The organism is Mycobacterium sp. (genome assembly GCF_052144515.1).
Classification (GTDB): domain Bacteria; phylum Actinomycetota; class Actinomycetes; order Mycobacteriales; family Mycobacteriaceae; genus Mycobacterium.
In genome coordinates this window covers 22,471-39,348 of sequence record NZ_JBKQQD010000164.1, presented here as the reverse complement: position 1 = coordinate 39,348, position 16,878 = coordinate 22,471, and the positions used below count along the sequence as shown (strand labels likewise).

The 16,878-nt window shown below is 66.7% G+C and carries 16 protein-coding genes and 2 pseudogenes; 12 read left to right on the top strand and 6 right to left on the bottom strand.

The genetic code is table 11. The features are described from left to right. Positions 1-33: 33 nt before the first annotated feature. Together ACLP9N_RS10980 and ACLP9N_RS10975 are read left to right on the top strand one after the other, a co-directional pair. Positions 34-867, top strand: a complete 834-nt coding sequence (locus tag ACLP9N_RS10980; protein ID WP_442407436.1) for an SDR family oxidoreductase — start codon at positions 34-36, stop codon at positions 865-867. 144 nt (positions 868-1,011) lie between these two features. Further along, positions 1,012-1,332, top strand: a complete 321-nt coding sequence (locus ACLP9N_RS10975; RefSeq protein ID WP_442407435.1) for a hypothetical protein — start codon at positions 1,012-1,014, stop codon at positions 1,330-1,332. A gap of 100 nt (positions 1,333-1,432) precedes the next feature. Here the strand turns inward: ACLP9N_RS10975 and ACLP9N_RS10970 are convergent, their stop codons facing one another. After that, positions 1,433-2,890 carry a flavin-containing monooxygenase gene (locus ACLP9N_RS10970; RefSeq protein WP_442407434.1) on the bottom strand — a complete coding sequence of 486 codons (1,458 nt, stop codon included), beginning with the start codon at positions 2,888-2,890 and terminating at the stop codon, positions 1,433-1,435. A 199-nt stretch (positions 2,891-3,089) separates the two neighbouring features. Here ACLP9N_RS10970 and ACLP9N_RS10965 point away from each other — a divergent pair, with 199 nt between their 5' ends. The 7 genes and pseudogenes from ACLP9N_RS10965 (at position 3,090) to sigC (ending at position 9,847) form a co-directional block, all read left to right on the top strand. Then, positions 3,090-4,400 (top strand): DUF222 domain-containing protein, encoded by a 1,311-nt coding sequence (locus ACLP9N_RS10965; protein WP_442407433.1) that lies wholly within the window; start codon positions 3,090-3,092, stop codon positions 4,398-4,400. A gap of 179 nt (positions 4,401-4,579) precedes the next feature. Continuing rightward, positions 4,580-4,843, top strand: a complete 264-nt coding sequence (locus tag ACLP9N_RS10960) for a hypothetical protein (RefSeq protein ID WP_442407432.1) — start codon at positions 4,580-4,582, stop codon at positions 4,841-4,843. 347 nt (positions 4,844-5,190) lie between these two features. Next, complete coding sequence (cobG, locus tag ACLP9N_RS10955) at positions 5,191-6,300, top strand: precorrin-3B synthase (protein WP_442407431.1); 1,110 nt, start codon at positions 5,191-5,193, stop codon at positions 6,298-6,300. A 9-nt stretch (positions 6,301-6,309) separates the two neighbouring features. Continuing rightward, positions 6,310-6,936: a precorrin-8X methylmutase gene (locus ACLP9N_RS10950; RefSeq protein ID WP_442407430.1), complete on the top strand. Its 627-nt coding sequence runs from the start codon at positions 6,310-6,312 to the stop codon at positions 6,934-6,936. Further along, the gene (locus ACLP9N_RS10945) at positions 6,933-8,420 is read left to right on the top strand and encodes a precorrin-2 C(20)-methyltransferase (protein WP_442407429.1); all 1,488 of its coding nucleotides are present in this window, start codon (positions 6,933-6,935) and stop codon (positions 8,418-8,420) included. Before ACLP9N_RS10950 ends, ACLP9N_RS10945 begins: the two co-directional genes overlap by 4 nt. A 44-nt stretch (positions 8,421-8,464) precedes the next feature. Beyond that, positions 8,465-9,097, top strand: a pseudogene (locus ACLP9N_RS10940) (DUF2275 domain-containing protein); the annotation flags it as partial. Positions 9,098-9,283: 186 nt separating this feature from the next. Further along, entirely contained in the window at positions 9,284-9,847 is a 564-nt protein-coding gene (gene sigC, locus ACLP9N_RS10935) for an RNA polymerase sigma factor SigC (protein ID WP_442407478.1), read from the top strand. On the opposite strand, the gene ACLP9N_RS10930 is transcribed toward sigC, so the two are convergent. Genes ACLP9N_RS10930 through ACLP9N_RS10915 form a run of 4 tightly spaced genes read right to left on the bottom strand, consistent with a single transcriptional unit; the run spans position 9,844 to position 13,239 of the window. After that, positions 9,844-10,569 carry a cobalt-precorrin-6A reductase gene (locus ACLP9N_RS10930; protein ID WP_442407428.1) on the bottom strand — a complete coding sequence of 242 codons (726 nt, stop codon included), beginning with the start codon at positions 10,567-10,569 and terminating at the stop codon, positions 9,844-9,846. The two genes, sigC and ACLP9N_RS10930, sit on opposite strands and share 4 nt — an antisense overlap. Then, positions 10,569-11,324: a precorrin-4 C(11)-methyltransferase gene (cobM, locus tag ACLP9N_RS10925; RefSeq protein ID WP_442407477.1), complete on the bottom strand. Its 756-nt coding sequence runs from the start codon at positions 11,322-11,324 to the stop codon at positions 10,569-10,571. The genes ACLP9N_RS10930 and cobM overlap by 1 nt, the downstream gene beginning before the upstream one ends. Continuing rightward, a complete protein-coding gene (cbiE, locus tag ACLP9N_RS10920; RefSeq protein WP_442407427.1) occupies positions 11,321-12,496 on the bottom strand; it encodes a precorrin-6y C5,15-methyltransferase (decarboxylating) subunit CbiE in 1,176 nt (391 codons plus the stop codon). The genes cobM and cbiE overlap by 4 nt, the downstream gene beginning before the upstream one ends. After that, positions 12,493-13,239: an SDR family NAD(P)-dependent oxidoreductase gene (locus ACLP9N_RS10915; protein ID WP_442407426.1), complete on the bottom strand. Its 747-nt coding sequence runs from the start codon at positions 13,237-13,239 to the stop codon at positions 12,493-12,495. Before ACLP9N_RS10915 ends, cbiE begins: the two co-directional genes overlap by 4 nt. A 35-nt stretch (positions 13,240-13,274) precedes the next feature. Between ACLP9N_RS10915 and ACLP9N_RS10910 the strand changes: the two genes are divergently transcribed. From ACLP9N_RS10910 to ACLP9N_RS10900, 3 genes and pseudogenes are all read left to right on the top strand, one after another. Continuing rightward, positions 13,275-13,691, top strand: a complete 417-nt coding sequence (locus tag ACLP9N_RS10910) for a F420-dependent biliverdin reductase (protein WP_442407425.1) — start codon at positions 13,275-13,277, stop codon at positions 13,689-13,691. A gap of 138 nt (positions 13,692-13,829) precedes the next feature. Beyond that, on the top strand, positions 13,830-14,630 hold the full coding sequence (locus ACLP9N_RS10905; protein ID WP_442407424.1) for a COG4705 family protein: 801 nt from the start codon (positions 13,830-13,832) through the stop codon (positions 14,628-14,630). Beyond that, positions 14,627-15,296: pseudogene (locus ACLP9N_RS10900) on the top strand (response regulator transcription factor). Before ACLP9N_RS10905 ends, ACLP9N_RS10900 begins: the two are co-directional and overlap by 4 nt. Here the strand turns inward: ACLP9N_RS10900 and ACLP9N_RS10895 are convergent. After that, the gene (locus ACLP9N_RS10895) at positions 15,278-16,702 is read right to left on the bottom strand and encodes a HAMP domain-containing sensor histidine kinase (RefSeq protein WP_442407423.1); all 1,425 of its coding nucleotides are present in this window, start codon (positions 16,700-16,702) and stop codon (positions 15,278-15,280) included. The pseudogene ACLP9N_RS10900 and the gene ACLP9N_RS10895 overlap by 19 nt on opposite strands. Positions 16,703-16,878 lie beyond the last annotated feature (176 nt).

Here is a 16,878-nt window from a genome sequence, read left to right as displayed (position 1 = left end):
TTCGTACCGCATCGGCGGCCTACGCTATGAACTGTGCCTGTCGCAGTAAACGTCTCCGGCAAGACGGTCGCCGTCACTGGTGGGGCGCGCGGAATCGGCCTTGCTATCGCAACCACTCTGCAAGGTCTGGGCGCCAAGGTCGCGGTCGGTGATATCGACGAATCCACCGTCCAGGAGGTGGGTAGCCGGTTGGGGTTGCAGGTTTGCCGCGGATTGGACGTCACCGATCGCCGGTCCTTTACCGATTTCCTCGACGTCGCCGAAGACCAACTGGGGCCGCTGGACGTCCTCGTGAACAACGCCGGCCTTATCGCGGTCGGTAGCGCGGTCGAGGAGGACGACGCAGTCTCGAGGCGGGTGCTTGATGTCAACATCTGGGGCGTGATGCTGGGTACCAAGCTGGGCGCACAACGGATGTTGGCCCGCGGTCGTGGTCACATCATCAACATCGGGTCTGTGGGGAGCGTGCTGCCGGCCGCGGGCCTCGCAACCTATGGCGCCACAAAGCATGCCTTGCTCGGGTACACCGAGACCGTTCGCATGGAAAACCGTGGACGCGGCGTGCACTTCTCGGTGATCATGCCGACCTTGACGAATACCGAGATGATTGCCGGTTTCGGACACGCGAGGGGCTTCAAGAATGCCGAGCCGGAAGACGTGGCCCGGGCGGTAGTCGGAGTGATCGCCAAACCGAAACCACGTGTTTTCGTTCCCCGTTCGATCGGCATCGTCATCTCGGCGCAGCGTTTCATGCCGCAACGCGTATCGGAGGCGATTGGACGCGCGTTCGGGACGGATCGTGTTTGCACCAGCGACGTCGATCGCGGCAAGCGCGCAACCTATGCCCGGCGCACGGGGACGTCCTGAATTTGTGTCCACCACGTTTCACGCAGATGTCAAACTCATTGCACCGCAGGTCATCTCGAAGAAAGTCATATCAAACTCATACAGCGCCGACGGCACCGACTTGATAGCTTTGGGTCGGAGTTCAGCCGCCCTGTCGGAGGTGAAGTGAGGACCCTGTACACGGCCGCGCCTCTGCTCGCCGTCGCGGCCACCTCCATGTTCGCCCCGGCGGTGGCTCACGCTGGACCCGTGGATGACTATGTCAGCCGCAACGGTAAGACGGTGTGCGCGGCGCTCGACAAGGCCCAGACCGGTGGCGATATTTTCCGGCTTTCCCTCACGATCGCCCACGACGGCGGATTCAGTCTCAAGGACGCCGCCAGCGTCATTGGACGATCGGCCGTCAACGACTGCCCGTGGGACGAGTCGAAGGTGAGCTCGGCGGCAGCTTCGACGACCTCGCCGGCCCAGGTACCGGACCACTGATCGGCACCGACCTGGCCGTGCACACCGCCGCCCTATCGACGGCATGGGCATTTTTGCGAGATACACTGCGGTGATGGCTTGGTGAGTTAGGCGCGGTCTGTCAGGCGGTGCGCACGTCGAAGTCGGCAGGCTCGGGTTGGCGCAAGAGCTCGCGGTGGGTGTCCGGTGTCCAGGGGAACAGCTCGGGTAGACCGTCCTTGCCGAGGTACCAGCTGCTGCAGCCGGTGACCCAGATCGTCTGCGGCATAGCGGCTTTCATGCTCTCGTTGTATTCCTTGGTGGCCGCTTCAGTCGGTGCGGCGGTGCGGACCACACCGTCGCGGAGCTGGTTGATCCACCACATCGCATAGTCGGCCTGGTCCTCGGCGATCGGGACGAGTGACTGGTTGCCGATCGGTGAATGCGGGCCCATGAGCATGAACAGATTGGGGAACCCGGGCACCGCGACCGAACGGTAGGCCATCGGACCGTCGGCCCAAGCCTCGTCTAGGGTGAGCCCGCCTTCCCCGATCACCGTCAGCGGGCGCACGTAGGCCCGAGCGTCGAATCCGGTGGCATACACCAGGAGGTCCAGTTCGTGCAGGGTGCCGTCGGCGGTGACAACGCCGCGGGACTCGATGCGATCGATAGCGTCGGTGATCACCTCGACTCCCGGCTGCCGTACAGAGCGGTAGTAGTGGCCGGCGAAGATCAGCCGCTTGCACATCGGCAGGTCCTTCGGGGTGAGCTTCGCCCGCAACTGCGCGTCGCGCACCGAGAGCCGCAGGTTCCACCGGCACAGGAATGTGAACCACCTGCGCGCGAAACCCGGGCGGATCGGCGCGGAGCCGAACATGGTCCGTATGTACCTTCCCCAGAAGCGGTAGGGCAGCCCGTTCAGCCTCGGCCAACGACGCAGCGCCGCCCGGGTCAGGGCCGAGTAGCGCAGGTTGGGCACCGGGCAGACCCACTGCGCGGTGCGCTGGAAAACCTTCAGACCATGCACCTTGCCGCCGAGCTCGGCCGTGATCTGCACGCCCGTCGAGCCCGTCCCAATCAAACCGATCCGCTTGTCCGGCAAGGAGATCGAGTGATCCCAGCGCGATGAGTGGAACGCGGGGCCGGCGAACATCTCGAGCCCGGCGATCTCCGGATAACGAGGCACCCGCAGGACTCCGGTCGCGGTGATGAGCACGTCGAACGTTTCCTCGCCGTCGGCGGTGGTGAGCCGCCACCGCCCGTCGTCGTATCGGGCTGTCGTGACGTCGGTGCCGAACCGGATGTGCGGACGGATGCCTCGTTCTTCGGCCACCTGCCGGAAATACACCTGGATCTCGGGACCGGGCGGCAGCAGGCGCGACCATTCGGGGTTAGGCCGAAACGAGTAGGAGTAGTACCGCGAAGGGACATCGCAAGTAAGACCGGGATACGTGTTGTCGCGCCAGGTGCCTCCGACGTCGTCGGCCTTCTCGAAGATGGTGAACGAGTCGATGCCGGCGTCCTGCAGCTTGACCGCCATGCATATGCCCGACATCCCGGCGCCGATTATCGCGACTTTCAGTGCACGCTTCGGTGTCATGACAACCACCTGACCTCTCGCTGGTCTGCACAAACAGTATCGACGCCGTCGCTGGCGCCGGAATCAAAATGTGCAGATTCATATCTTTCTGATGGCGCTCGCTCGTGCGGCGGTTTCGAGTTATCCACAGTTGGGCTTGTATCCACAGCCGAAGGCTTCGATGCTCTCGGCGTCATTCAAGCAAGCTAAAATCGAACACATGTGCGACAATTGGTCAAGTGCCGAGTCGCTGCAGAGCGCCGACGACGACGCGGTGGTCGCCGCGATCTCCGAATGGACCCGGGCGGAGGCCGTCGCGTCAGCGCGTCGCCTCGCCGCCATCGCCGAGTGGGTGCGCCGCCACGCCGATGGCCCCACCGACTGCGCCCACTGGTCGTGCGATAACTGGGATGCCATGGCCGCTGAAGTCGGCGCCGCACAGGGCATCAGCCACCGTATGGCATCGGGCCAGATGTATCTGGCTGTCGCACTAGACAATCGGCTGCCTCACGTGGCGGCTCTCTTCGCCCAGGGGAAGATCAGCGCACGGCTGGCGTCGACGATCGTGTGGCATACCGATCTCATCAAGGACCCCGAGACGTTGCGGCTGGTCGATGAGACATTGGCACAGGACGCGGCCCGATTCGGGCCGCTATCGGCAACCAAGACGGCACAGGCCATCAACACCGTGGTGGATTACCACGACCCGGCCGCATTGCGGCGCACCCGTGACGCCGCCCGCAGCCGCGAAGTGGTGATTGACCAGGCAAATGAAGAGTCCGGCACCGCCGCCCTGTGGGGCCGGCTGTACGCCACCGATGCCGCTGTGCTCGACCGGCGACTCACCCAGATGGCCCACGATGTCTGCGAGCACGACCCACGTACCCTCAGCCAGCGCCGCGCCGACGCGTTGGGCGCGCTGGCCGCCGGGGCCGATCGGCTTGCCTGCCGCTGCGAAAGCATTGACTGCGTCGCCGGTGCCGATCGCGAACAGCGGGCGTCGTGCGTGGTTACCCACGTCGTCGCCGTCGCCTCAGCGACAGACGCCCTATCCGAACCAGCACCACCCGCGGCGACACCCAGGAAGCGGCCGGCCGCCTCGATTACCAGTGGTGGTGTGGTGCCTGCGCCGCTACTCGCTGAGCTTATCCGAGATGGTGCACAGCTTCGGCCGATGATCCATCCCGGCAACCGGGTCGCACCGGAGTCGGGTTACCGCCCGTCGGCAGCGCTGGACATGTTCGTGCGGTGCCGCGACATGACGTGCCGGTTCCCGAACTGCGACCAGCCTGCGGAGTGCTGCGATGTCGACCACACGATCCCCTACCCGCTGGGTCTGACGCATCCGTCGAACTTGAAATGTCTATGCAGAAAACACCATCTGCTCAAAACTTTCTGGACAGCGTGGCACGACGAGCAACTCCCCGACGGCACGGGCATTCGTCTGGGATACCCCCCTCGAACGCCAAGTCGGAGCAGGTTTGATGCCCAAAGACCCTACCGGCCACCCCGGCGGCGGCGCGACGATTAGCTAAGTGGCCTCGGTGTTGTCTCCAATCCGCCGGGGCCACCTTGCGATTCGATGCAACATTTTGCGATTCGATGCAACATTCGCGTCGGTCGGCAGCGGCCCGCAGAAACCTCGTGACAGGGACCCGATAGCCTTCGAGATACGGGGGCTTTATTTCTTTGGAGAGAAGACGATCTGACATGACTGATAAGTGGTTCTCCACCATCGGTGGTTCGCCGGGAGACTTGACCCTCGCGGATGTGTGCGACCAAATCGAGCAGAAAATCCACCTCAACGCAGACAACCAGAAATTGCCGAAGGAGTTCCTGGACTGGCAGTCGTGCGTGGAAGATCGGGACGCCACCATCTACAAGTTGAGCGCGGCTGGTGTCAACCTTTGCCGGATGGTGGAGTACTTGGCATCGGTGCACCAGCGCCACGGCGCTAGCCACGCCATTACATAAGGCAAAGGGCATCGGCAAGACACAGGTGCGCCAGCGTGGCTCACAGGCCCAGCGACCAATTGCCTGACGGCACCGTCGTATGGACATCGCCGACGGGGCAGACTTACACAACTCGCCCGGGCAGTCGGCTGCTGTTCCCCACCCTGTGCCTGCCCACCGGCGAAATACCGCCTGCACCAGCGCTAATCCGACCACCCGGCGAGCGCGGGTTGATGATGCCCAAGCGCCACCGAACCCGCGAACAAGACCGCTCCTGCCGAATCAACGCCGAACGCGCTCTCAACGCCGCCCACGTCGCTGCTCGAAACCAGCCGCCGCCCTTTTAGACGAAGGACGTACCGTGAACCATGCCCCGAGCCCGCGACACCGATGCCTGCCCGGGTGCACTGCAGGTGCATCAGGCGGCCGATGGCGCGATGGCACGAATCCGACTGCCCGGCGGCATGATCACCGCCGCCCAGTTGGGGGCGCTGGCCGGCGTCTCGAACCGGTTGGGCTCAGGAACGCTGGAGCTGACCGCCCGCGGAAACGTGCAGGTGCGCGGGATCACCGACGTCGCGGCGGTTGGCGACGCGATCGCCGCCGCCGGGCTGCTGCCGTCGGCGACGCATGAAAGGGTCCGCAACATCGTCGCGTCGCCACTGTCCGGCCGGGTCGGCGGGCGCGTCGACGTGCGAGAGTGGGTCGATGAGCTGGACGCGGCGATCTGCGCTGAACCCAGACTCGCGGAGCTGGGCGGGCGGTTCTGGTTCGGTCTCGACGACGGCCGCGCCGACGTGTCCGGCCTGGGTGCCGACGTCGGCGTGCACTGGTTCGACGATGGCTGCGCGCTGCTGCTGGCAGGGGAGGACACCAGCATCCGGGTGGCAGTCGGCGACGTCGCCGACACGCTGATCGGCGTCGCGGTGCGCTTCCTGGAACTTCGCGGAAAAGCCTGGCGGGTAAACGAATTGGATGACCTTCATGACCTGGTACCCGGCGCCGAATTAAGTGCCGAATCATTCCCGCCCGTCACCAAGGCACCGGTCGGCTGGATGACCCAGATAGACGGCCGCGTCACGCTGGGCGCCGCGGTCCCGTTGGGGGTGCTGCCGGCCCGCCTCGCGGAGTACTTGGCCGCTGTTGAGGCCCCGCTGGTCATCACGCCGTGGCGATCGGTGCTGGTGTGCGACCTCGACGAGTCCGTCGCCGACGCTGCGCTGCGGGTGCTGGCGCCGCTGGGCCTGGTGTTCGACGAGACCTCCCCCTGGCTGACCGTCAGCGCCTGCACGGGCAGCCCCGGCTGCGCGCAGTCGACCGCCGATGTGCGAGCGGATGCGGAGCACGCGCTGAACGTGGATCCCGCCATGCACCGCCACTTCGTCGGTTGCGAACGTGCCTGCGGCAGTCCGCCGGTGGGCGAAGTGCTGGTGGCCACGGGCGACGGGTACCGGCTGCTCCGCAAATCAAAGCCGTAGGGTGAGCGAGTGCTCGACTATCTACGCGACGCCGACGAGATCTATCGTCAATCGTTCGCGACCATCCGGGCCGAAGCCGACCTGACCCGGTTCCCCGCCGATGTCGCGCGGGTCGTGGTCCGGTTGATCCATACCTGCGGGCAGGTCGACGTCGCCGAGCACGTCGCCTTCGCAGACGACGTGGTCACCCGGACCAGCGCCGCCCTGCGCGGCGGTGCCCCGGTGCTGTGCGATTCGTCGATGGTCGCCGCCGGGATCACCACCACGCGGCTGCCCGCCGACAACCAGGTCGTGTCACTGGTGGCTGATCCGCGGGCGGCCGAGCTGGCGGCTCGTCGGCACACCACCCGCTCGGCGGCCGCCGTGGAGCTGTGGGCCGACCGGCTGGCCGGCGCGGTGCTGGCGATCGGCAATGCGCCCACCGCCCTGTTCCGGCTGCTGGAACTGATCGACGAGGGGGTTTCGGCGCCGGTCGCGGTGCTGGGCGGGCCGGTCGGATTCGTCGGCTCGGCGCAGTCCAAGCAGGAGCTCATCGACCGGCCGCGGGGCATGTCCTATCTGGTGGTGACCGGCCGCCGCGGCGGCAGCGCCATGGCCGCCGCCGCCGTCAACGCGATTGCGGCCGACACCGAATGACGGGCCAGCCCAAACAGAGAGGCACGCTCTGGGGGGTCGGGCTGGGGCCCGGCGACCCAGAGTTGGTGACAGTCAAGGCCGCCCGGGTGCTCGGCGAGGCGGACGTGGTGGCCTATCACAGCGCCCGCCACGGTCGCAGCATCGCCCGCGGCATCGCGGAACCCTACCTGCGACCCGGTCAGATCGAGGAACACCTGATCTACCCGGTGACCACCGAAACGACCGATCATCCCGGCGGCTACGCCGGTGCGCTCGAGGACTTCTACGCCGACGCCACCCGGCGTATCGCCGCACACCTCGATGCCGGACGCGACGTGGCCCTGCTGGCCGAGGGCGACCCGCTGTTCTACAGCTCCTACATGCATCTGCACACCCGGCTGACGCAGCGATTCGACGCCGTCATCGTGCCGGGCGTGACGTCGGTGAGCGCCGCGTCGGCGGCCATCGCGACACCGCTGGTGGCCGGGGACGAGGTGCTGTCGGTGTTGCCGGGCACCTTGCCGGTCGCCGAACTGACCCGTCGGCTTGCCGACGCCGACGCCGCCGTGGTGCTCAAGCTGGGCCGTTCGTATCACAATGTCCGCGAAGCACTTTCGGCGTCCGGACGGCTTGACGACGCTTTCTATGTGGAGCGCGCCAGCACCCCGGGACAACACATATTGCCCGCCGCGGACGTCGACGAGACCCGGGTGCCGTACTTCTCGCTGGCCATGCTGCCGGGCGGCCGGCGACCGTTGAAGCCAACAGCCGGCACGGTCGCGGTGGTGGGCCTGGGGCCCGGTGACCGCGACTGGATGACACCGCAGAGCCGCCGCGAGCTGGCCGCCGCGACCGATCTGATCGGTTACGGCCGCTACCTGGACCGCGTCCCGGTGCGCGACGGCCAGCGGCGTCGTCCCAGCGACAACACCGACGAACCCGCGCGTGCGCGGCTGGCCTGCGCGCTGGCCGAACAAGGGCACGCTGTCGCGGTGGTCTCCTCGGGCGATCCGGGCGTGTTCGCGATGGCCACCGCCGTTCTGGAAGAGGCCAAACAGTGGCCAGATGTGCAGGTCCGGGTGATTCCGGCGATGACCGCCGCTCAGGCCGTCGCCAGCCGGGTCGGCGCCCCGCTGGGTCACGACTACGCCGTGATCTCGTTGTCCGACCGGCTCAAGCCTTGGGATTTGATCGCCAACCGCCTCGTCGCCGCGGCCGCCGCCGATTTGGTGCTGGCCATCTACAACCCGGCCTCTAAGGCGCGGACCTGGCAGGTCGGCGCGATGCGCGACCTGCTGCTGGCCCATCGCGAACCCGGCACACCGGTGGTGATCGGCCGCAACGTGTCGGGCCCCGATGAAGACGTCAGTGTCGTGCGGCTGGCCGACCTGAACCCCGCCGATGTCGACATGCGGTGCCTCCTGATCGTCGGGTCTTCGCAAACCCAGTGGTACTCAGGCGATTCCGGGGATCGTGTGTTCACACCTCGGCACTATCCAGGTTAGTGACCGAGGTGCCACAGGTCCTGGTCTTTGCGCGCGGACCAGGCATGCGCAACGATGCAGGGATGCGGTGTGAGGTTGCGCGCGAGGCGCTGTCGGCGCGGCTGGACGGCGAGCGTCCGCAGGTGCTCGCGCAGCAGGTCGATGCCCATCTGGAATCGTGCGGCCGGTGCCGCACGTGGCTGATCGGCGCGGCCGTGCAGACTCGCCGGCTGGCCTCCGTCGAGCCCGGGCACGGACCGGACCTGGCCGACAAGATCATGGCGAGTCTCAGCGAGGGGTCCACCGCGCGGCAACGCTGGATGCGCGCGTTGCGGTCGCGCTACCGGCGCTGGGGCCTCATTGCCGTCGGTGTGTTCCAGGTGGCGATCGCGGCGGCTCAGATCGGCGGGTTCGATTTCGGCATGGTGTCCCACACGCACGGGGCGATGTCGGGCGAGCATCTAATGCACGAGTCCACTGCGTGGTTGATGGCGTTGGGGCTGGCCATGATCGCCGCCGGCGTCTGGCCCGTCGCGGCGATCGGTGTCGCGGCGATCGTCGGCGCGTATTCGGTGGCACTCGTGGGCTACGAGGTCGTTGACGCCTTCGAGGGCGAGGAGACCGCAGCACGCATCGCCAGTCACGTGCCCCTGCTGGTGGGCTTTACGTTCGCGTTGCTGGTGGCGCGGGAACGAATCGGGGCGCGCGGGCCACGGTCATCGGACGCCTCGGATGCCCCGGATGCCTCCGACGAACAAGCCGACATCCCCGCCCAGCCCACCGGTCGACGACGCGGGCATCTGTGGCCCATCAACCGGTCCATCGCGACCTCTACGACAACCCGTCGTAGATTCTCCAGGCCCGCGGGACTAAGGTGGTCGGCCATGACCGCGTCAACCGATGACGAGGCCGTTACCGCACTCGCCTTGGCGGCTGCGCGCGGGAACGAGCGGGCGCTCGAGGCGTTCATCAAGGCCACCCAGCACGACGTGTGGCGGTTTGTCACCTATCTGTCCGATGCGGGGAACGCGGACGACCTGACTCAAGAAACCTTCCTGCGGGCGATCGGCGCCATCGAGCGGTTCTCCGGACGATCCAGCGCCCGAACCTGGCTGCTGGCCATCGCGCGCCGCGTCGTCGCCGACCACATCCGCCGCGCCCAATCGCGGCCCCGTACCGCCGCGGGCGCCTATCTCGAACACCTGCCCACCGGCGACCGCCACGCCCGCGGATTCGAAGACCTCGTCGAAGTGACCACGATGATCGCCGGCCTCAACACCGAACAGCGGGAAGCCCTCTTGCTCACCCAGCTTTTGGGGCTGCCCTATGCCGACGCCGCGGCGGTGTGTGGCTGCCCGGTGGGCACCATCCGATCCCGCGTAGCCCGCGCCCGCGACGCACTGCTGGCCGACGCGGAACGCGACGCACGCGACGACCTTACCGGTTAGCGGATTTCGGCGACCCAGTCGGCGGCCTGCTGCACGGTGCCCACCGCCTTCACCCCGTCCGGCAGCCGCGGGCGCGCCACCATCACCACCGGAATATCAAGCGCCGCAGCAGCATCCAGCTTCGCCCGAGTCATGTCGCCGCCGCTGTTCTTAGTAACCAGCGCGTCGATGCGATGCTTGGTCAGCAGCGCGAATTCGTCGTCGTAGTGATACGGCCCGCGGGACAGCACCAGCTGGTGATGACGCGGCAATGATGCACTGTTCGGCTCGGTGACCGCGCGGATCAGAAACCACGCGTCGCTGGCGGCGAAGGCCTTGACGCCCGAGCGGCCGGTGGTGAGGAAGACCCGCGAAAAACGTTGTTCGGCAACGGTTTCTGCCGCGCCGGTGTCCGATGCGACGACGGTGGCGCCGTCGGAATCCCACGGGGGTCGGGCCAGCACCAGATGCGGCATTGCCAGTTCGCGACATACTTGCGCGGCATGCGCGGTCATGGTGGCCGCGAACGGGTGGGTCGCGTCGACGACGGCGTCGATGCGTTGGTCTCGCAGCCAGCGCCGCAGTCCATCGGTGCCGCCGAACCCGCCGATGCGCACCGGGCCGACGGGCAGGGCCGGGTCGGGCACCCGGCCGGCCAGCGAGCTGATGATGTCGACGTGCGGGTGCAGCCGCGCGGCCAATTCCCTTCCCTCAGCGGTGCCACCGAGCAGCAGCACGCGCATCAGTGGGGCGGCCCGCTGCGACGTGCCGCCGAATACAGGTAGCTGTCGGTGAAGCCCTCGGCGGCCAGCACGTCGCCGACGACGATGACGGCGGTCTTGGTGATGCCGGCGTGGTGCATCTGGCCGGCGATGCTGGAGAGCGTGCCGCGCAGCACCGTCTGCTGTGGCCAGCTCGCGAAAGCCACTACCGCAGCCGGTGTTTCGGGCTGGTAGCCGCCGGCCAGCAGCTGCGGGACGATGGTGTCGATCTGCGCGGCGGCCAGGTGCAGGACCAGGGTGGCCCCGGACTGGGCGAGGCTGGCCAGGTCTTCGCCGGGCGGCATGGGTGTCGACAGAGTGGCCACTCGGGTCAGCGTCACCGTTTGCGCCACCCCGGGGACGGTGAGCTCGCGTTTGAGGGCGGCAGCGGCCGCGGCGAAAGCCGGTACTCCAGGGACGATTTCGTAGTCAATGCCCAGCGCGTCGAGTCGGCGGCACTGCTCGGCCAGCGCGCTATACAGCGACGGGTCGCCGGAGTGCAGCCGCGCCACGTCGTGGCCGGCGGCGTGGGCGTCGGCGAGTTCGGTGACGATCTGCTCAAGAGTCAGCGAACCGGTATCGACGATTTTGGCGCCGGGTGGACAGTGTGCCAGCAGGTCGTCGGGCATGATCGACCCCGCGTAGAGGCACACTTGGCAGCTTTCGAGGAGTCGCTGGCCGCGGACTGTGACCAGGTCGGCGGCGCCCGGGCCCGCGCCGATGAAATACACCGTCACTTCGTTACCGCCCACTGGGTGACGGGCATCTGCGGGCGCCAACCGGTGAAGTCGCCGAGCGGCTCGCCCCGATAGTGCTGGAATCGGCGCAGCTCGCCGCCGAAACGCGAATAAGCATGTACCAGTAGGGCTTCCGATTCTGCGGTAACAGCGTTGGCGACCAGGCGTCCACCGGCGGGCAGTTTGCCGAGGCAGGCGTCGAGGAGTCCGGGCTCGGTGAGGCCACCTCCGATGAAAATCGTCGAGGGCGCTTCGGCGCCGCCGAACGCATCAGGTGCTTCCCCGCGCACGTCGATGCTGACACCGAACGCCGCGGCATTGAACCCGACGTTGAGGCGGCGCCGCTCGTCGCGTTCGAACGCCACCGCGGTGCAGCTCTGCCAGCTGCGGCACCACTCGACGGCGATGCTGCCTGAGCCCGCACCGACGTCCCATAACCGCTGCCCGGGCCTCGGCGCCAACGCCGCCATGGTGACCGCCCGGATCCCGTGTTTGGTGATCTGCCCGTCGTGGGCGAATGCCTGATCCGACAACGACGACGTGCGCTCGTCGGGCAGATAGCGCACGGCGATCACGTTGAGGTCGTCGACCCCCTGGGGCCCGCGATCGGCCCACTCCCGCGCGGTGCCGTCGCGGCGACGCTCCTTTGGGCCGCCGAGCTGTTCGAGCACGCTGAATTCGGAATTGCCGCGGCCGTGCGCGTTGAGGAGTTCCGCGAGCGCCTTCGGCGTGGACCGGTCGCTGGACAGCACGATCGCTTGGCCGCCGCGGCGTACCGCGGTGGCCGGTTGCGCGGTGACCAGACTGATCACCTCCGTGTCATGCACATTCCACCCCATCCGCGCGCACGCCAGCGTCACCGCCGAGACGTGCGGCAACACGGTGACCTGGTCGGGCCCGAACAGCCGGATCAACGTGCCGCCGATGCCATGCATCAGCGGGTCGCCGCTGGCCACCACGTGTACGTCTTCGCCGCCGTGATCGTCAAGCAGGCGCCGCAGCGCGGGCAGCATGGGTGACGGCCATTCCCGGCGGGGCGCACGCACCGTGTCATCGAGCAGATCCAGCTGCCGCTTGGACCCGTAAATGACTGTGGCCCTGCGTAATTCGCTTCGCGACGCTTCGGGAAGTCCCGGCATTCCGTCGGCGCCGATCCCGACAACGGTGATCAACGCGGCATCCTGCGCCAGACGAACTGCGGCAATAGCCGCACGACGGTCCACGACCGCAATGCCCGCGGGATCCAGACGGTGCGCCGCCCCTTGGCCAGCGCCCGCGCGGTGGCGGCGGCCACCTGGTCGGGGGTGCTGGACAGCGGTGCGGGCGTCATGCCCTCCGTCATGCGCCCGATGACGAATCCCGGCCGCGCGATCAGCAGTCGCACTCCGGTTCCGTGCAGCGCGTCGGCCAACCCGCTGGCGAAGCCGTCCAGGCCGGCCTTAGCGGAGCCGTAGACGTAGTTCGCGCGGCGCACCCGCACCCCGGCCACCGAGGAGAACACCACCAGCGATCCCCGACCCGCGGTGCGCATGGCGGTGGCCAGATGGGTGAGCATGCTCACCTGAGCGACGTAGTCGGTGTGCACGATGGCCACCGCATGCGCCGCGTCGACCTCAGCCCGGGCCTGGTCGCCAAGGATCCCGAAGGCCAGCACCGCGGTGCCGATGGGGCCATGGTCGTCGATGACCGAGGCGATCAGCGGGCCGTGCGAGGCCAGGTCGTCGGCGTCGAACTCCCTGGTGTGCACCGCCGCGGCTCCGGCCGCCGTGAGGGTGGCCACCTGCTCGTCGAGACGGTCGGCATTCCGTGCGGCCAGGACCAGCGTCGCCCCAGGGGCCAGGCGCCGCGCAAGCTCAACGCCGATCTCGCTGCGGCCGCCCAGAATTAGTACCGGGCCGGCGCCCGTGTCGTCCACGGCTGCGATTATGACCTGCGCTAGCGTGAGGGGCGATGCCGTATACCACTACCCGACTCACCGACGACGCGCTGGCGTTTCTCTCCGAACGCCACTTGGCGATGCTGACCACGCTGCGAGCCGACAATTCGCCGCATGTGGTGGCGGTTGGCTTCACCTTCGATCCCAAGACCCATATCGCACGGGTCATCACCACCGGCGGCTCTCAGAAGGCGGTCAACGCCGACCGCGGCGGGGTGGCCGTGCTCAGCCAGGTCGACGGTGCCCGGTGGCTGTCGCTGGAGGGCCGATCCACCGTGAACAGGGAGATCGACGCCGTCCGCGACGCCGAGTTGCGTTACGCCCAGCGCTACCGCACCCCACGCGCAAACCCGCGACGGGTGGTCATCGAGGTCCAGGTGGAGCGGGTGCTCGGGTCGTCGGATCTGCTCGACCGCAGTAGCAGCGAGTAGCCTTCGGCTGGCCTCACCCCTACTTGCTAAATCCGCGGAATCGATCTCAGCGTCTCCTCAGTTGGGTTGCCGTAGTCATGAATAGAGACATCGGCACGCTGTGGCATCCATTCAACGAGACCGAAAGATCAGTACCTGATGAATGACGTGACGAAACAGGCGTTAACCAAGGTGCCGGCGGTGACCCTGGGCTTTTGGGTCATCAAGGTCTTGGCGACCACGTTGGGCGAGACCGGCGGCGACACCGTCACGATGACGCTGAATTGGGGTTACGTCGCCGGAGTTGCGCTTTTCGGGGTCACGCTGGTGGCACTGGTCGCCGCACAGATCTTGGCCAAGCGCTTCCATGCGGCTCTGTACTGGGCGACGATCGTGGCCTCGACGACCTTCGGCACAGTGTTGGCCGATTTCGCTGACCGATCACTGGGGATCGGCTACACCGGCGGATCGCTTCTGCTTCTGGGTTGTCTCTTGGCTACCTTGGGGCTTTGGCGTTGGTCGCAGGGCACGGTATCGGTGAGCACCGTTTCGACGCCGAAGGTAGAGGCGTTCTACTGGGCGACCATCACGTTTTCACAAACGCTGGGCACCGCTCTCGGCGATTGGCTCGCCGACACTCGCGGATTTGGTTACGAACGCGGCGCGTTGGTATTCGCGGCGGCTCTTCTCGCGGTGGTGGCCCTGTATTACTGGACCGCAGTGTCGCGGGTCACCCTGTTCTGGGTGGCATTCATCCTGACGCGGCCGCTGGGCGCGACCGTGGGCGATTTCCTCGATAAGCCCGTCGCCGATGGCGGCCTGGCCCTGAGCCGCCCGCTGGCCTCGGCGGTCATCGCTGCGATCATCGTCGCGTTGCTAGTTCTCCTGCCGCAACGCCCCGGACGTCACCCCGGCCAGCCGGAAGGACGTACAGCGGCAGACGCGGAATCAACGCCATGAGAGTCCTGCTCGTCGAGGACGAGCCACGATTGTCGGCGACGCTGTCCAGGGGACTGAAGGCGGAGGGTTTCGTCGTCGTCGCTGCCAGTACGGGCGTCGAGGGCCTACACGAGGCGGTTTCACACAACTTTGATGTCGTGGTTCTCGACATCATGCTCCCCGGCCACAGCGGGGTACGAGGTGCTGCGTCGAATGCGGTCGCAGGACGTGTGGACACCGGTGCTCATGCTGACTGCCAAGGACGGTGAATACGACGAGACCGATGCGTTCGATCTCGGAGCGGATGACTATCTGACGAAACCGTTTTCGTTTCGGGTGCTCGTGGCGCGGCTGCGCGCGTTGGTGCGTCGCGGTGCGCCGGAGCGGCCAGTGGTGTTGACCGCTGGCTCGCTGTCACTGGATCCGGCCCGGCACACGGTCCAACGTGGTTCGACCCCAATCACTTTGACTCCCCGTGAGTATGGGCTGCTGGAATTTCTCATGCGCAACAAGGACGTCGTGGTGACGAAGGCCGAGATCTTGAACAACGTGTGGGATGCGCACTATCAGGGTCCGGACAACGTTGTTGAGGTTTACGTGGGCTATCTGCGGCGCAAGATCGATGTTCCCTTCGGCACCAACACCATCGAGACGATTCGCGGTGCCGGTTACCGGTTGTTGTGCTGAGGCTTGTTTTGAGGGAGGGCCACGGTCATTTTGGTTCCGCCGCCGGGTCGGTCGTCAATGGTTACGGTGCCGCCGTGCGCGGCCACGACCTCGGCGACGATTGCTAGCCCTAGGCCGGTTCCTCCGCTGCTGCGGGCCCGGTCTGAGTCCAGACGCACAAACCGCTCGAAGACCCGGGCTCGCTCGGCTGGAGCGATGCCGCGGCCATCATCACTGACGGTGATGATGGCGTCACCGTCTCGGCTGCCGACGTGGACGTCGACGCGCGATTTCGCATGGCGCACAGCGTTATCCACGAGATTGCGAATCACACGCGACACCGCAACCGGGTCACCGATAAAGCACACCGGAGAGGTATCGGTGTGGATCGTGCATCCGGCGTCACGGCGTGCGCGATTCACCTCGACCTCCGCAACATCGCCGAGGAGCACCTGCTCTTTGCGCAATGTCAGACTTTGCTCGTCGGCGCGGGCCAGCAGAAGCAGATCTTCGATCAGCAGGCGCATTCGTTGCGCCTCCGGAAGCAAGGTGTTGATCGCTAAGTCTGCATCGAGCAACTCAGGATGAACCTCGGCGGCCTCCAACCCGGAGATGATGGTGGCCAGCGGGCTGCGTAATTCGTGAGAGGCGTCGCCGAGGAACCGTTGTTGCGCGCGGTGGCCGGCTTCGATGCGCGACAGCATTTCGTTCATGGTGACTGCCAGGGCTGCAATCTCGTCGCGACTGCTGGGTACGGGTACCCGTTCGGCTAAGTCGGACGTGGAGATTTCAGCCACTCTGCTGCGGATCGCGTCCACCGATTTCAGTGAGCGGCGAACGAGCCCGTAGGTTGCCGCTGCCGCCACCGCGATGATGATCGGGGCGCCGCAAGCCAAAAGCAGCGCGACGGTCCGTGCGGTCGCCTCGACCGCCTCGCTACCCCCTCCGACGAGCACCGTGTATTCACCGGATGGAGTGTTGACCCGCTGACCGCTGACACGCATGTCGTCATTGGGCACCGCATCGTCGGACATGCCGCGGCGCAAATTGAGGTCGAACTGGGTCACGGCGATCAACGGCGTATTAGGCGCAGCCCCGGCCCGCGCTATCACCTTGCCATCGGGGGCGATGAGCTGGATTGCGACCACGCGCTGGTTGGTGGTCAAAAGGCCGCTGTCGAGGTTGTCAGGCGAGCCGGACTGCAGGGCCTCCACGATATGGCGAACCCTGCCGGCGGTGGCGTCATCGACACCCACCAGCAACGACCGGTACAGGATCGCCACGAATAACGAGCCCGCAAAAACAAGTGCAACCAACACGACGATCGCCGACACCGCAGCTGAGCGAGCGGAGATGCCCAAATTGGGGAGGCGCACGGCACGCACGATCCTGTTTCGCCGCACCGGCCGTACTGCACACACCCCCATAGTTTGATCCTGCAGCGCTGAGGATCGGCTGAGAACACCTTTAGCGCGGTAACAACGTGGCCGTCATGCGCGACATACATCAAGGCCGACGAGCTTCTCAGCGGCTTCTCAGCGGCCCGCTCCTACGCTGGCGCTCCGATGGTGAGGACTGAACGCTTCGCCACTAGTTAGGGGAA

Coding starts and splice junctions, on each gene's coding strand:
- ACLP9N_RS10945 (WP_442407429.1), top strand. CDS start 6,933: ATGACGGGCCAGCCCAAACAGAGAGGCACGCTCTGGGGGGTCGGGCTG.
- sigC (WP_442407478.1), top strand. CDS start 9,284: ATGACCGCGTCAACCGATGACGAGGCCGTTACCGCACTCGCCTTGGCG.
- ACLP9N_RS10970 (WP_442407434.1), bottom strand. CDS start 2,890: ATGACACCGAAGCGTGCACTGAAAGTCGCGATAATCGGCGCCGGGATG.
- ACLP9N_RS10910 (WP_442407425.1), top strand. CDS start 13,275: ATGCCGTATACCACTACCCGACTCACCGACGACGCGCTGGCGTTTCTC.
- ACLP9N_RS10895 (WP_442407423.1), bottom strand. CDS start 16,702: ATGGGGGTGTGTGCAGTACGGCCGGTGCGGCGAAACAGGATCGTGCGT.
- ACLP9N_RS10965 (WP_442407433.1), top strand. CDS start 3,090: ATGTGCGACAATTGGTCAAGTGCCGAGTCGCTGCAGAGCGCCGACGAC.
- cobG (WP_442407431.1), top strand. CDS start 5,191: ATGCCCCGAGCCCGCGACACCGATGCCTGCCCGGGTGCACTGCAGGTG.
- ACLP9N_RS10930 (WP_442407428.1), bottom strand. CDS start 10,569: ATGCGCGTGCTGCTGCTCGGTGGCACCGCTGAGGGAAGGGAATTGGCC.
- ACLP9N_RS10960 (WP_442407432.1), top strand. CDS start 4,580: ATGACTGATAAGTGGTTCTCCACCATCGGTGGTTCGCCGGGAGACTTG.
- ACLP9N_RS10905 (WP_442407424.1), top strand. CDS start 13,830: ATGAATGACGTGACGAAACAGGCGTTAACCAAGGTGCCGGCGGTGACC.